Origin of the sequence: Bradyrhizobium sp. McL0615, from assembly GCF_049993905.1 — a bacterium.
GTDB lineage: Bacteria > Pseudomonadota > Alphaproteobacteria > Rhizobiales > Xanthobacteraceae > Bradyrhizobium.
On record NZ_CP188254.1, the window covers coordinates 8,609,171 to 8,621,172 of the forward strand.

The following is a 12,002-nucleotide window of genomic DNA, read 5'->3' on the forward strand; positions in this document are numbered from 1 at the left end:
CCCGCTCCTTGTAACCGTCATACGCCGCCGTTATGTTCGACGCGGGGGCTACGCGGAGGAGACGACCATGGGTTTACTCGACGTACTCAACGGCATGCAGAATGGCCCACGTGGCCCGAGCACCCCCAGCGCCCAATCCGATAGCGGCGGCGGGATGTCGCCGATGACGATGGCGATCCTGGCGCTGCTGGCCTGGAAGGGCATCAAGCATTTCACCGGCAACCAGCCCGGCTCGGCGCCGCGGCCCGCGCCGGCGCCCGCACCCGGCAATGTGACTGCCGGCATGCCCGGCGGCACGGGCGGAGGCATGAGCGACTTGCTCAAGGGCGGTCTGGGCGGACTTCTGGCAGGCGGCGCGGCCGGCAGCATCCTGAGCGGCGGGCTCGGCGACCTCCTGAATCAATTCCAGCAGAAGGGACTTGGCGATCAGGCCAGCTCCTGGGTCAGCATCGGTCCCAACAAGCAGGTCGCGCCCGGCGATCTCGCCAACGCGCTCGGCGCCGACCAGATCGAGTCGCTCTCCGCCCAGAGCGGCCTGTCCCGCGACGAGCTGCTGCAAGGCCTCAGCAAGTTCCTGCCCGACGTCGTCAATCATTTGACGCCGGACGGACGGCTGCCGAACGAGAATGAATTGTCGGGCCGGATTTGACGTTGTTTAAGCGGCGCGCGGTTCGCGCCGCTTCGCTTCATCATCGACGCATCGGAGAGGGATAGCCATGAGCGGCATTATCTGGATCATCGTCGTCGGCTTCATCGCCGGCATCATCGCGCGGATGCTCTCGCCCGGACCGAACAATCCGGCCGGCTTCATCCTGACCACGGTGCTCGGCATCGCCGGGGCGTTTCTGGCGACATGGATCGGCCAGGCCATCGGCCATTACGGCCCCGACCAGGGCGCCGGCTTCATCACCGCCACCATCGGCGCGCTGGTGGTGCTGTTCATCTGGAATCGGCTGGTGGCCAGCCGCGTGATTTCGGATCCGGGGAATAGGTAAGAATTCGTGGGGTGGGCAAAGGAGCGTTAGCGACGTGCCCACCATTATTTCCGCGAGCTGACGGTGGTGGGCACGCTTCGCTTTGCCCACCCTACAATCTCGCAATGACGGATAGACCGTAGCCCGGATGAGCGAAGCGACATCCGGGGCCACTGCCCGCATCAATCCCGGATATCGCCGCGCTCATCCGGGCTACAATTCCGATTTCTCAAAGAACCAGATGCATCCCCGCGTCCATGCGGACGTATTCGCCGGTCATGTTGCTCGATGCCGGCGAGGCCAAGAAGCACACCAGTTGCGCGATGTCGTCGGCCGTCGAGGCGACCTTCAGCGGCACTTTCGCCACGACGGCGTCGCGTACTGCCTTGGCGCCGGCTTCGCCGCGGCCCTTGGTGAACCAGGGCGTATCGATATAGCCCGGGCATACCGTGTTGACGCGGATCAGCGGCGCCAGCGCGCGCGCCAGCGACTGCGTCATGGTGTTGAGCGCGCCCTTGCTCGCGGCATAGGCGACCGAGGAGCCGCCGCCAGAAATGCCGGCCACCGACGACACATTGACCACGGCGGACGGCTTGCCGGAGGCTTTTGCGCCGGCCTCGAGCTGCGCGCGCGCCGCGCGGATCATCTGGAACGGGCCGATCGTGTTGACGGCATAGATGCCCTGAAAATCTTCCGCCGTTAGTCCGTCGAGATCGTGATGCGGCACATGCTTGGTGGTGCCGGCATTGTTGACCAGCACATCGAGACGACCCCACGCTGCGGCCGCAGCCGCAATCTTCTTGCAGTCTTCATCGCGCGAAACGTCGCCCTGCACCACCACGACTTCCGCGCCGGCGCTGCGGCAGAGATCGGCGGTGGCTTCAGCTTCCGCCTTGCTGTTGGAATAATTGACGACGATGCGCGCGCCGCCCTTTGCCAGAATGGCGGCGGTGGCGGCCCCGAGGCCCGAGGCAGAACCGGTGACTATCGCGCACAAACCATCCTTCGACATCCGCATTTCCTCTTGTTGCTTTTGAGCTGGGTTTCGAGCCGCCCGTAGGTCGCGGGCTTACCATATCGTGCCGCAAAGCGCGTGCAAATTTGCGCACGTTCCACTATGCGGAATTTATTGTTTGCCTGATGGCCTTCATGCCAACGCCTCATGCCGCCCTGCGGACAGCGCTTGTCAGGGCTATGGCTTTTGCCCATCATTAAGCGCAAGAAAAGACCGCACCCGAGGCCTTGGCGAAAGCGCGAGGCCGGCCGGTGCCAATCAATTTCGGGGAACGCTGTGGCGGAGAGTGACAACATCGTTGCCGAGACCGCGGAGAAAATCTTCGCCGATCTCGCCGACGCCCAAACGATTAATCGCGATCAAAAAGACGCGTGGAAAGCCCCGCTGTGGCAGGCGCTGACCGAAGCCGGCCTGCCTTTGTCGTGGGTCGGCGAAGATTGCGGCGGCTCGGGTGCCTCGCTCGCCGAAGGTTTCAGCGTATTGAGCGCGGCCGGGCGATTTGCGGTCGCGGTGCCGCTCGCAGAGACCATGCTGGCAGGCTGGCTGCTGGCGCAGGCCAAAATCACCTCGCCCGACGGCGAGATGACGGTGGTGCCCGCGAGCCCGAAGGACCGCATTACCGTCGACGCCGATGGCAGTCTCTCGGGCAGGGCCCGCAGCGTGCCGTTTGCCAAGGCGGCAAAGCATTTTGCCGTGCTCGCAAACGATGCGAAGGGCAACTGCTCCATCGCGCTGGTCGATGCCGGCAAGTGCCGGATCGAGACCGGGCTCGGCCTCGGCGGCGACAATTCGGACACCGTAACGCTGGACAAGGTGCAGCCGGTCACGATCAAGCCCGCGCCGAAAGGCTTTGATCAGACCCGGCTGATGCTGATGGGCGGCGTCGCGCGCAGTCTGCAGATCGCGGGCGCGCTGGAATCGATGCTGGAAATTTCGGTGCGCTATTCCAACGAGCGCGTCGCCTTCGAGAAGAAGATCTCGAAATTCCAGGCCGTGCAGCACAATCTGGCGCGGCTCGCCGGCGAATCGGCGGCAGCGCTTGCGGCGGCGACCTCAGCCGCCGACGCCATGGCCAATGCCACCGCGTTCAACGACGAAGTGTTTCTCGAAGCGGCGGCGGCCAAAATCCGCTGCGCGGAAGCCGCGGAGAAAGGCGGCGCGATTGCCCATCAGGTGCATGGCGCGATCGGCTTCACCATCGAGCACATCCTGCACCGCTATTCACTGCGCGCGCTGGCGTGGCGCGACGATTTCGGTTCCGAAAGTTATTGGGCGGTCGAACTCGGCAAGCTCGTATGCAACCGCGGCGCCGATGAATTGTGGCCGCTGGTGGCCTCGCGCTGACATCAACACCGATCTGCCTGCATTAGAGAGCCACAATGACCGCAGCCCTCCGTTTCGATCCGATCCGCCTGCCGCCCGAGTGCGAGCAGTTGCGCAAGGAAGTCCGCGCCTTCCTTGCGGAAGAAATTGCCGCCGGCACCTTCGATCCGCACAAGCCGAACCGCGAAGACACCGACGTGCCGGAATTTTCCAAAAAAGTCGGCGCGCGCGGCTGGCTCGGCATGACCTGGCCGAAGAAATATGGCGGCCACGAGCGCTCGTTCCTCGAACGTTATGTCGTAACCGAGGAAATGCGCGTGGCGAACGCGCCGACGCGGCGCTTCTTCGTCGCCGACCGCCAGAGCGGCCCCGTGCTTTTGAAATACGCGCCCGAGAATATCAAGATGGACATCCTGCCGCGCATCTGCCGCGGCGAGGTGTGCTTTGCGATCGGGATGAGCGAACCGAACTCCGGCTCCGATTTGTTTGCGGCGAAGACGCGCGCGACCAAGACCGACGGCGGCTATCTGATCAACGGCACCAAGATCTGGACCTCATCGGCCCATATCGCCGACTACATGATCGCGATCTTCCGCACCTCGCCACCGACCAAGGAGAATCGCCGCCACGGCCTGACGCAGTTTCTGGTCAAGATGAAGCAGCCGGGCATCCAGGTGAACCCGATCGGCCAGATCACCGGACAATATGAATTCAACGAAGTGGTCTTCACCGACTTCTTCGTTCCCGACGATCACGTGCTCGGCGAAATCGACGGCGCCTGGAAACAGGCCACTTCAGAGCTCGCCTATGAGCGAAGCGGCCCGGAGCGTTTTCTCGAAACCTATTACGTGCTGACCGAACTGGTCCGCGCGGTGGGCAACAACCCGGATACCCGCAGCGCCGAGGGCATCGGCCGGCTGGTGGCGCAGGTTCATACCATGCGTCGCATGTCGGTCTCGGTGGCGGGCATGCTGCAGGCCGGCAAGGAGCCGGTGGTCGAAGCTTCTATCGTCAAGGACATCGGCACGGTGTGGGAGCAGCAATTGCCGCACCGTGTCCGCGATCTCGCCGCCTTTGTCGAGGAAACCGCCACTAACCGTGAGACGCTGGAAAAGCAGCTCGACTTCGCCATCAAGACCGCGCCCAAGCTGACGATCCAGGGCGGCACGACAGAAGTGCTGCGCGGCATCATCGCCCGCGGGCTCGGCTTGCGCTAATTCAACGAGGAAACCCAATGACCAAATACACTGATATCGGCGTCGAGAAGCACGGCCATGTCGGCCTGATCGAAATCCGCAAACCCCCGCTGAACTTCTTCGACGTCTCGCTGATCAACCAGATCGCGGACGCGCTGGAAGAGTTCGACAAGGACGTCGAAATCCGCGCCACCGTACTCGCTGCCCAAGGCAAGGCGTTCTGCGCCGGTGCCGACTTCTCCGATCCGAAGCGGCAGGAGCAAGAACAGGAATCGAAAAAGGATCCGGCGGCGAACCTGCCGATCAATCATCTCTATGTGCAAGCCGTGCGCATCTTCCGCAACAAGAAGCCGATCGTCGCCGCCATCCATGGCGCCGCCATCGGCGGCGGGCTGGGACTGGCCGTATCCGCCGATTTCCGCGTCACCTGCCCCGAGGCGCGTTTCGCCGCCAACTTTACAAAACTCGGCTTTCATCCGGGCTTCGGCCTGACGGCTACGCTTCCCGAACTGGTCGGCAAGAACAATGCCGAACTGATTTTCTACACCAGCCGCCGCGTTACCGGCGAGGAAGCGACAAGGATGGGCCTCGCCAATCTCTGCGTGCCGCAGGATCAGGTGCGATCAGAGGCGATGAAGCTCGCCGCCGAAATCGCCGAATGCTCGCCGCTCGGCCTGATCTCGACCCGTGCCACCATGCGCGCCGGCCTCGCCGATCGCGTGCTGGCCGCGACCAACCACGAGCTGGTCGAACAGAACAAGCTGCGCGCGACCGAGGATTTCAAGGAAGGCGTCAAGGCGACAGCGGAGCGTCGCGTGGCGAATTTCAAGGGACGGTAAGACCGCGCCGAACGTCGCTGCGTAGGGTGGGCAAAGCGAAGCGTGCCCACCATCGCGCGGCGTGCCTGATGATGGATGGTGGGCACGTCGCTTACGCTCCTTTGCCCACCCTACGGTAGTGTGCGCTCACGCCACCAGCTTGAATGTCACCCCGCAAAGATCGAACGCATCGCCCGACACCTTGCAGCCTTTCGCCTTGGCCGCATCGCGCACCTTGGCGATATCGGTGACCTTGAATGTCAGCCCGCTCATCAGATCACTCGCGCCTCTGATGAAGCGGAAGCTGGCGTTGGGCAGTTTCAATTCCGCATCATCACTGACGGCAACACCCAAAATCTTCCCCCAATGTTCCGCCAATCCTTGTGGATCCGGGCTCTGCATCTCGACGCCCAACAGCGCCAGCGTCACGTCTTTCCGGATCGCCTTCTGCCAATCCGGCCCCGCCGGCGGATAGGGCCCCAGAACATCGTCGCTGCCTGTGGTGTGATTGAACTCGATGAACGCGGCGCGACAGTCGCGCGGGTGCAGTTGCACGCCGTGATAGGGCGCGTGCGTGATCACGTTGGCGGTGCGCACGCCGATGCCGTTGGCGTGCTTGCCGCGCGCGTCGGGATCATCGCAGCAGAAGATCGCCATGTAGCCGCCGCGGCCGCCGGTCTTGTCGAGGAAGCGTCCCGCCGCGGTGCCCGGCTGGAATGGCGCCACCACTTCCAGCAGGATCGTGTCCACCGGCAGCAGCGCGTTCTCCAGTCCGTATTTCGCGACATTACCGTCGCGGTAACAAACGGTGAGGCCCATGATTTCGGAAATATCCGAAATCGCCGGCGCCAGATGCGGCGCCACCAGGCAGATCTGCCGCAGCCTGAGATACCCGGCCATCTCAATGGCCCTGAAACGACGGCTTGCGCTTCTCGACAAACGCCTTTGCCGCTTCCTTGTGATCGGCGGTGTCGCCCGAGCGCGAATGATGGATCGCTTCGGCGTCGAAGCAGGCTTCCAGCGTCATCGTCTCGGCATTGTTGATGTTGCGCTTGATGTAGCCCAGCGTCACTGACGGCCCCTGCGCCAGCGACATCGCCAGATCACGCGCCTCGGCATCGATGTCGGCGTCCGGCACCACCTTTGTCACCATGCCGAGATTGTAGGCCTCCGTCGCGCTCAGCACCGGCGAGGTCAGATAGAGCTCGCGCGCTTTTGCCGCTCCAAGCATCTGGGTCAGAAAATAGGTGCCGCCGTAATCGCCCGACAGGCCAACCTTGGCGAAGGCGGTCGTGATCTTGCAGGAAGCGCTGGCAATGCGCAGGTCGCATGACAGCGCGATCGAAAGACCGGCGCCCGCGGCGGCGCCGTCGAGCTGCGCCACCACCGGCTTCGGCATCTGGTGCAGGAGCCGCGACACTTCCATGCCGCGTCGCAGATTGGCCATCTTGGCCTCGAAGCCGAGCGGCGCCCTGCCCTCCGCCATCGATTTCACGTCGCCGCCGACGCAGAACGTGCCGCCGGCGCCCTTGATCAGCACCGCGCGCACCTCGTGATCCTCCACCGCGCGCCGCGCCGCCTCCACCAGCCCGCGTGTCATGTCCGGGTTGAGCGCGTTGCGCCGGTCGGGGCGATTCATGGTGATGGTGAGCAAGCCAGAGTCGAGTTTCTGGAGGACCATTTCGTTTGCGCTCATGAGTGGTGCTTTCGTTTGTTGTTGGTTGACATTGGATTCCGGCCTAGCCCCGTCATTGCAAGGTGCCGTAGGGTGGGCAAAGGCGCACTTGCGCCGTGCCCACCACCTTTGCCGCTGAGATGGTGGGCACGCTGCGCTTTGCCCACCCTACGAACACCGCTCCTACTTCTTCACCAGCGGACAGCGCGAAGCTTCCAGCGACTGGAACGCTTCGCTGCCGGGGATCGTCGTCAGCAATTTGTAGTAATCCCAGCGCACCTTCGACTCTGACGGCTTCTTGACCTCGAACAAATACATGTCGTGCACCATGCGGCCATCCTCGCGGATCTTGCCGTTCCTGGCGAACATGTCGTTGACCGGGGTTTCCTTCATCAGCTTCATGACGGCGGCGGAGTCAGTGGTTCCCGCGGCCTTCACGGCTTTCAAATAGTGCGTCACGGAAGAATAGACCCCGGCCTGCGCCGAAGTCGGTACCCGCTTGATGCGCTCCATGAATCGCTTGGAAAACGCGCGGGTTTCGTCGTTGAGGTCCCAGTAGAAGGCTTCCGAAAGCAGCAGGCCCTGCGCGGTTTCCAGCCCGATGCTGTCGATATCGGTGACGAAGGCGAGCAGCGGCGCGACTTTCTGGCCGCCCTTCATCAATCCGAACTCGGCCGCCTGCTTGATGGCGTTGACGGTGTCGCCGCCGGCGTTCGCCAGCCCGATTACCTTGGCTTTCGAAGCCTGCGCCTGCAGCAGGAAGGAGGAGAAATCCGACGTGTTGAGCGGATGCCGCACGGTGCCCAGCACCTTGCCGCCGGACTTCAACACCACATTGGCGGTGTCCTTTTCGAGATCCTGTCCGAAGGCGTAATCGGCGGTCAGAAAGTACCAGCTATCGAGGCCCTGCTTGACGGCGGCGAGGCCAGTCACATTGGCCTGGCCGAAGGTGTCGAACACATAATGAACCGTATAGGGGCCGCAGGCTTCGTTGGTGAGCCGGATCGAGCCGGGGCCGTTGAATATCACGATCCTGTTGCGCGCCTTTGCAATCTCGCCGGCGGCGAGCGCGGTGGCGGACGCGGCGACGTCGAACAGCATCTCGACGCCCTGATTGTCCAGCATGTCACGGGCGATGTTGGCGGAAAGGTCGGCCTTGTTCTGATGATCGGCCGCGATGATTTCGATCTTGCGGCCCAGCACTTCGCCGCCGAAATCCTCGGCCGCCATTTTCGCGGCGGCCTCCGAGCCCGGGCCGGTGATATCGGCATACAGGCTGGACATGTCGAGAATGCCGCCGAGCTTGAGCGGCGGCTTGCTTTGCGCCAGCGCCACCGTCGCCGACATCGCCAGAATCGCGGCGACAATGCCTGTTGTTGCTCTTCTCACGGAGGCCTCCCTGTTCACGCGCCGCATTACCTGCGGCTTTTGAAATTTTCGGCGCGATCATGCCGCATGGGGTCAGCAGCGGCAAGGCACGGGAGAGGGTGGATTCACCCGTGTTTTCCGCTAAGCGGAATGACTTCCGGGATGACACGGCACGGGACACGTACTCGCTGACAGGAATGGTCACCAGTTGCCGCGCCCGGCCACCTGTCCACGCCTGAGCAAGGTTTCCGCTTCTTCGATTTCGGGCAGATCTCGCTCCGTGTCGAAATCTGCGAGAACTGTCGCGAGCACGTCGGGTATTGCGTTGGTTCGGCCATTTGCACAATAGAGGTGCGCAAGTCCAACTGCGCTGCGCAGCGCGAACGTCTTCGTCCGTTGGGTTCCGGCGATGTCCAGGGCTCTGCGGAAGGCGTCTTCGGCCGTGGAAACGCCCGGTGGGCCAAGATACGACAACAGCTCACCTTGGCTGCGGTGGAGTTCGGCATCGAGCCAATGCTGGCCGGATCGTTCTGTCGAGGAGATCAACTCCCGCAAGATTTCCAGGCCAGCCTCAGGTTGCCCGGCCTCCGCTTTCGCCGCGGCGACCTGCATCCCCCAAAACGGTTCACAGAGATAGCAGTCATTCTCATGAAGCAATGTCCAGCCCCGTTGCATTTCCGAAAGCCCACCCATCCGGTCGCCGCCGCGCCACTTTGCCAAGCCGTTCAGGTAGCTGCCGGCGGCTACATACAGCGGCATCGTATGGTCGCGCGCGAGACCGAGAGCGAGAATCGTCTCGGTTTCCTGCAACATGCCCCCGCATAGTCCATCGAAGACCGCCTTGTGAACGAGCGCATTGGCCTGAGAGAGCGCCGGCTTGTCTCCGGTGACGCGCACCGCTTCAGCGGCGAGCCGGCGCGATCGATCAATGCTGCCGAGCGGCCAAAGCACCAGCGCAAGAAACCGCATGATGACGAAAGGCAGGTCCAGTGCCGACGCCTTGAAGGTCGCCGGATCAGGCTCAGACTCATAGATCGCAAGCGCACGCTCGAGATGCGGCTGCGCGTTCAGATAATCGCCGCCGAACCAGCAGGTCACCCCGGTTGTCCAGTGCGCAATGACCGTGGCCACCGGCGATTCCGGCCGCTGCCTGGCGGCACCCATGATGGCCTCCACCAGATCCCGCATCGGCGCGATCTCGCCGTGGGTCAGGCAGGCATTGAACAGGCCCGAATGGATCGGCGCCAGTTCGACCGGATCATTGATGTCGGCCGCGAATCGTCGGGCGCGCTTCCACGCGGCCACCGTTTCGGGAGCGCTATGACCAAGGCTGCCGCGGAGTGCGCGGCCATAGGCGATTTGAAGCTGAAGCCGGTTCATGGTTCGGCCCGGCCCTGCGGGCAACGCATCCGCAATGGCAACCGCCTTGCCGAGATGCGCGATGGCTTCAGTATAGGCCGAGCGCCTCAATGCCTGCAGGCCGGCCTTGCGCCACCATTCCAGGGCTGTTCCGTTCAACCCCGCTTCAGTGAAATGGAATGCCAGGACTTCCGGCTCGGTCTCGGCGATGATCGGAAACTTGTCGCGCAGAACGTCGCCGATGTGTTGATGCAGCATTTGCCGCCGGCTCTTGAGCAGACTCTCGTAAGCTGCTTCCTGAACGAGCGCGTGCTTGAAGCTGTAGGTCGCTTCCGGCGGCGCGCCGCGGCGCGCCAGTAGTTCGGCCTCTTCGAGTTGCGCCAGCGCAGCGCTCAGCGTCAGGTCATCGCGCCCCGCTACGCTTCGCAGCAGCGCGTATGAGAAATCGCGGCCGATGGCAGCACCGATCTGCGCAACTTCCTTGACCGGGGCCAGCCGATCAAGTCGCGCCATCAGCGAGTCCTGCAGCGTCGCGGGAATGGCGAGCGGCGGCAGCGGACTGTCGAGGCGATAGCGCCCGGCATCTTCCACCAGCAACCCCGACTCCAGCACCATCTTGGTCAGTTCTTCCACGAACAGCGGGATGCCATCCGTCTTGTCGATGATCTGCGTCAGCATTTCACCGGGCAGCTTTCGGCCGACGGTCACCTGCTCGATCAGGGCGCGCGTGTCCTGACGGTCAAGCCGATCAAGCCGCAGCAGGCTTACATTGGTGAGGCCCGCCCAGGGCGGCTCGAACTCGGGCCGGAAGGTCATGAGCACAAGTATCGGCAGCCCCCTGATCCGGTCGACCGTAAGATCGAACAACTCAAGCGTCGTCGCATCAGCCCAATGCATGTCCTCGCAGACAATCAACACAGGTTGCTGCCGCGCCAAGCCTTCAAGCTGGTCGAGAAGGGCAGCGAATGTCTGTCGCCGCTGCTGCACCGGATTTAAGCCGAGCGGCGGATAGCGCTCGCCGGTCGGAATCGAAAGCAGCGCGGCGATGAGCGGTGTCGCGTTGGCGACCTGGTGCGTTCCAAGCGCAAGCATTGCCTCAAGCTTGTCGAGCTTTTGCTCGGATGTATCCTGTGATCCGATGCCGGCAGCGCGCTCGAGTTGGGCGACAAAAGGATGAAGCGCGCTGTTCGTGTGGTAGGGCGAGCACTGATACCGTATCCGCCGGTGCGTCCCCAACGCGAGGCTTTCGGAAAGCGTTGCAACAATGCGCGATTTTCCGATCCCGGCCTCGCCGGAAATCAGTACCATTTGGCCCTGGCCCTGCCATGCCAGTTGCTGGCGCAAGAGCGCAAATTCGATCTCTGCCTTGCGACCGACAAAACCCATCGAGCGCGCGGTACGCACCGCTTCGAAGCGGCTCTCCGACGCAGCCCCCCCTTCGACCGCCCAGACCGCGATGGGTTCAGAGATACCCTTGACCTCGCGGCGGCCGAGGTTGCGAAAAATGAATAGTTCGCCGAGCAGTTCGCGCGTCGAGTCGGCAATGACGACCGCCCCCGGCTCCGCCAGGCCCTGGAGCCGGGCGGCGATGTTCGGCGTATCGCCGACCATTGCCCGCTGCTCTGCCGCACCTCCGCTGATGAGGTCGCCGACCACCACCAGCCCGGTCGCGATCGCGACCCGCACCTCGACCCGTTCCGCGCGCGTTACGAGCGGCCCTATAGCGGCGATGATGTCGAGCCCCGCCCGCACGGCGCGCTCCGCATCGTCCTCGTGTGCGCGGGGGTAGCCGAAATAGACGAGTATTCCGTCGCCGACAAACCTGGCGAGACTGCCGTCGTAAGTAGCAATCACCTTCGCGCAGGCAGTCCGATAGGCGCGGATCACCTCCCACATATCTTCGGGATCGAGACGAGCCGAGAGCGCAGTCGAACCTACCAGATCGCAGAACATGACGGTGAGGTGGCGTCGTTCGGCATCGTGCCGATGAACCTGCTCGTCCACCAATTCCGCCTGATTGAGTTGGGCGATCGCCCGCAGCATCTTGCGTCGATGGCCGAGCAGGACACCGAGCCTGTCGAAGTCCTGGTCCGTCAGTTCGGGAAAGACACCAAGATCAATCCCGTTCTCGGCAAAACGCAGCGCGTATTGTTCAAGCCCCAGCTGCTCGAGCCAGTCTGAAATCTGCTGCATTGGCTCCACCGGATGTGTAGTTGACAGCAGGCGAAACGCAGGGCCACGGAAGAAAACTTATCCCAATGCCCCTCGGATGGC

At 63.3% G+C, this 12,002-nt stretch carries 10 protein-coding genes; 5 read left to right on the forward strand and 5 right to left on the reverse strand.

What is annotated here, in order from left to right; genetic code table 11:
• Nucleotides 1–67 precede the first annotated feature (67 nt).
• Nucleotides 68–649 carry a YidB family protein gene (locus tag ACPPVP_RS41505; protein ID WP_426529678.1) on the forward strand — a complete coding sequence of 194 codons (582 nt, stop codon included), beginning with the start codon at nt 68–70 and terminating at the stop codon, nt 647–649.
• A 67-nt stretch (nt 650–716) separates the two neighbouring features.
• Nucleotides 717–995 (forward strand): GlsB/YeaQ/YmgE family stress response membrane protein, encoded by a 279-nt coding sequence (locus ACPPVP_RS41510; RefSeq protein ID WP_426529680.1) that lies wholly within the window; start codon nt 717–719, stop codon nt 993–995.
• Between the two features lie 208 nt (nt 996–1,203).
• On the opposite strand, the gene ACPPVP_RS41515 is transcribed toward ACPPVP_RS41510, so the two are convergent.
• Complete coding sequence (locus ACPPVP_RS41515) at nt 1,204–1,986, reverse strand: SDR family NAD(P)-dependent oxidoreductase (protein ID WP_426529681.1); 783 nt, start codon at nt 1,984–1,986, stop codon at nt 1,204–1,206.
• Between the two features lie 279 nt (nt 1,987–2,265).
• On the opposite strand from ACPPVP_RS41515, the gene ACPPVP_RS41520 reads away from it, so the two are divergent.
• From ACPPVP_RS41520 to ACPPVP_RS41530, 3 genes are read left to right on the forward strand one after another with little or no spacing between them, the layout of a single operon-like run.
• Nucleotides 2,266–3,333: an acyl-CoA dehydrogenase family protein gene (locus ACPPVP_RS41520; RefSeq protein ID WP_426529683.1), complete on the forward strand. Its 1,068-nt coding sequence runs from the start codon at nt 2,266–2,268 to the stop codon at nt 3,331–3,333.
• A gap of 35 nt (nt 3,334–3,368) precedes the next feature.
• Complete coding sequence (locus ACPPVP_RS41525; protein WP_426529685.1) at nt 3,369–4,529, forward strand: acyl-CoA dehydrogenase family protein; 1,161 nt, start codon at nt 3,369–3,371, stop codon at nt 4,527–4,529.
• A 17-nt stretch (nt 4,530–4,546) separates the two neighbouring features.
• Nucleotides 4,547–5,347: an enoyl-CoA hydratase/isomerase family protein gene (locus tag ACPPVP_RS41530; protein ID WP_426529687.1), complete on the forward strand. Its 801-nt coding sequence runs from the start codon at nt 4,547–4,549 to the stop codon at nt 5,345–5,347.
• A 126-nt stretch (nt 5,348–5,473) separates the two neighbouring features.
• On the opposite strand, the gene ACPPVP_RS41535 is transcribed toward ACPPVP_RS41530, so the two are convergent.
• The 4 genes from ACPPVP_RS41535 to ACPPVP_RS41550 all read right to left on the reverse strand — a co-directional run bounded on the left by ACPPVP_RS41535 (nt 5,474) and on the right by ACPPVP_RS41550 (nt 11,921).
• Nucleotides 5,474–6,226: a hypothetical protein gene (locus ACPPVP_RS41535; protein ID WP_426529689.1), complete on the reverse strand. Its 753-nt coding sequence runs from the start codon at nt 6,224–6,226 to the stop codon at nt 5,474–5,476.
• A 1-nt stretch (nt 6,227) separates the two neighbouring features.
• Entirely contained in the window at nt 6,228–7,022 is a 795-nt protein-coding gene (locus ACPPVP_RS41540; RefSeq protein WP_426529691.1) for an enoyl-CoA hydratase, read from the reverse strand.
• A 162-nt stretch (nt 7,023–7,184) separates the two neighbouring features.
• On the reverse strand, nt 7,185–8,348 hold the full coding sequence (locus tag ACPPVP_RS41545) for an ABC transporter substrate-binding protein (protein WP_426538341.1): 1,164 nt from the start codon (nt 8,346–8,348) through the stop codon (nt 7,185–7,187).
• 222 nt (nt 8,349–8,570) lie between these two features.
• On the reverse strand, nt 8,571–11,921 hold the full coding sequence (locus ACPPVP_RS41550) for an adenylate/guanylate cyclase domain-containing protein (RefSeq protein WP_426529693.1): 3,351 nt from the start codon (nt 11,919–11,921) through the stop codon (nt 8,571–8,573).
• Nucleotides 11,922–12,002: the final 81 nt, after the last annotated feature.

Bases quoted from the DNA above. Each gene is read 5' to 3' on its own strand.
- ACPPVP_RS41550 (WP_426529693.1), bottom strand. From the start codon at position 11,921: ATGCAGCAGATTTCAGACTGGCTCGAGCAGCTGGGGCTTGAACAATAC.
- ACPPVP_RS41505 (WP_426529678.1), top strand. From the start codon at position 68: ATGGGTTTACTCGACGTACTCAACGGCATGCAGAATGGCCCACGTGGC.
- ACPPVP_RS41545 (WP_426538341.1), bottom strand. From the start codon at position 8,348: ATGTCGGCGACGGTGGCGCTGGCGCAAAGCAAGCCGCCGCTCAAGCTC.
- ACPPVP_RS41510 (WP_426529680.1), top strand. From the start codon at position 717: ATGAGCGGCATTATCTGGATCATCGTCGTCGGCTTCATCGCCGGCATC.
- ACPPVP_RS41540 (WP_426529691.1), bottom strand. From the start codon at position 7,022: ATGAGCGCAAACGAAATGGTCCTCCAGAAACTCGACTCTGGCTTGCTC.
- ACPPVP_RS41535 (WP_426529689.1), bottom strand. From the start codon at position 6,226: ATGGCCGGGTATCTCAGGCTGCGGCAGATCTGCCTGGTGGCGCCGCAT.
- ACPPVP_RS41525 (WP_426529685.1), top strand. From the start codon at position 3,369: ATGACCGCAGCCCTCCGTTTCGATCCGATCCGCCTGCCGCCCGAGTGC.
- ACPPVP_RS41515 (WP_426529681.1), bottom strand. From the start codon at position 1,986: ATGTCGAAGGATGGTTTGTGCGCGATAGTCACCGGTTCTGCCTCGGGC.
- ACPPVP_RS41530 (WP_426529687.1), top strand. From the start codon at position 4,547: ATGACCAAATACACTGATATCGGCGTCGAGAAGCACGGCCATGTCGGC.